The organism is Acinetobacter uliginosus (assembly GCF_044130295.1).
In the GTDB taxonomy this organism is placed as follows: Bacteria; Pseudomonadota; Gammaproteobacteria; order Pseudomonadales; family Moraxellaceae; genus Acinetobacter.
The window spans coordinates 1-1444 of the sequence record NZ_JBIQOC010000185.1 but is presented as its reverse complement, the minus strand read 5'-3'; the positions used below and the strand labels follow the sequence as shown (position 1 = coordinate 1444).

General features: G+C 40.7%; 2 protein-coding genes. Both read right to left on the bottom strand.

Annotation, left to right across the window (positions count from 1 at the left end):
• Positions 1-147: 147 nt before the first annotated feature.
• The gene (gene msrA / locus ACE01T_RS17620; protein WP_395519787.1) at positions 148-672 is read right to left on the bottom strand and encodes a peptide-methionine (S)-S-oxide reductase MsrA; all 525 of its coding nucleotides are present in this window, start codon (positions 670-672) and stop codon (positions 148-150) included.
• A gap of 115 nt (positions 673-787) precedes the next feature.
• Positions 788-1249 (bottom strand): META domain-containing protein, encoded by a 462-nt coding sequence (locus ACE01T_RS17615; RefSeq protein ID WP_395519786.1) that lies wholly within the window; start codon positions 1247-1249, stop codon positions 788-790.
• Positions 1250-1444: the final 195 nt, after the last annotated feature.

The following is a 1444-nucleotide window of genomic DNA, read 5'->3' as shown; positions in this document are numbered from 1 at the left end:
GAAGAACTTTAAAAGCTTTATTTTCACCCGATAAAATACCCATAAAACAAGAGGAAGCTCAAATGAGCTTCCTCTTGTGAAAAATTGTGGGACAGCAATGCCCTTAAGGTCGCTTTTTTTTATGGCTAGAATTTTCTACACAGTCGCTTATTCCGGTTTCAGCAGGTCCTGAAACTTGCTGCGCAATTTCATTAATTTCGGAGGGATGGTGAAATTGCAATAGCCTTGCGCAGGATTGCGGGCAAAGAAATTCTGGTGATAGTCTTCGGCAGGGTAGAACTGCGGTGCAGGGCTTAGCTCAGTCACAATATTGAGACCTTCTGCTTTCAGGGCATCAATTGTATGTTGTGCCTGCTGTTGCTGTTCATCATTAAAATAATAAATCACAGAACGATATTGAGTGCCGATGTCATTACCTTGACGGTTTAAGGTCGTTGGATCATGTGTGGTAAAAAAGACATCTAACAGCTGAGCGAAGCTTATTTGCGTTTCATCATAATCAATCAGGATGACTTCGGCATGGTTGGTATCGCCACGGCAAATATCATCATAACTGGGATGTTCAGTATGGCCACCAGCATAACCACTGACCACTTTTTCCACACCTTTTAACTGTAAAAAAACGGCTTCGACACACCAGAAGCATCCACCACCGAATAAGGCCTGTTGCATAGTTTGATCCTGTATTTGCTTATTGTTTTTAATATAGAGGCTTTCTATGAAGCTAAAATGTATTGAAACATTTTAAACACAAAAGCCTGAGCTTTCAGGCTTTTATTTGAGCAGTTTAACGTGGTTGCACTGGACTGGTAAATTGCAGCAGCATGTTGCCGTAGCGATCAAGCAATTTAAGCGTTTTCCCGAAAACCTGATAGTGGGCTACTTTAGCCAAGGCTGCATTAAATTGTTCAGACGGATTGTTATTGTCCAGACAGGCCATTTTAGTCCCTGCCATTTGACTGAGCACCAGGGTATCTCGACCTGCTTCATAGCTGCCCATAATACGATTGCAGCCATCGGCACCGCTGACACGTTTAGTTATGGCATCAAATTGCAAGCTTGGAACATTGTGTGTAGTTGGAGTTGTCTTGATTGCGGTATTGCCAATATGGGTGGCAATCCAGCTACGGTTTTGCAGTTGCACTAAATTGGCAGTTTCAATGGTAGCAGATGCACTTGGTGTGGTTTCACAACCTATCAAAGCAATAGCAGTGCCCAGTATGCCAACAGCAAATATTTTTTTTAACATATTGGATTTCTCATTTTTGGTTTAACTTGGAGTCTATATAAACAAAAAAACAGGCTTTTCACTAGGATTAAATGGATGTTTTTTATATTTTAGGACTTACGCATTGACGGATTCAAAAAAGTATTAAAATACTTTATAAAGCATCTGTGATCAGACGAATTAAAAATGCTTCTACAGCAACTTGTACTCTACCCA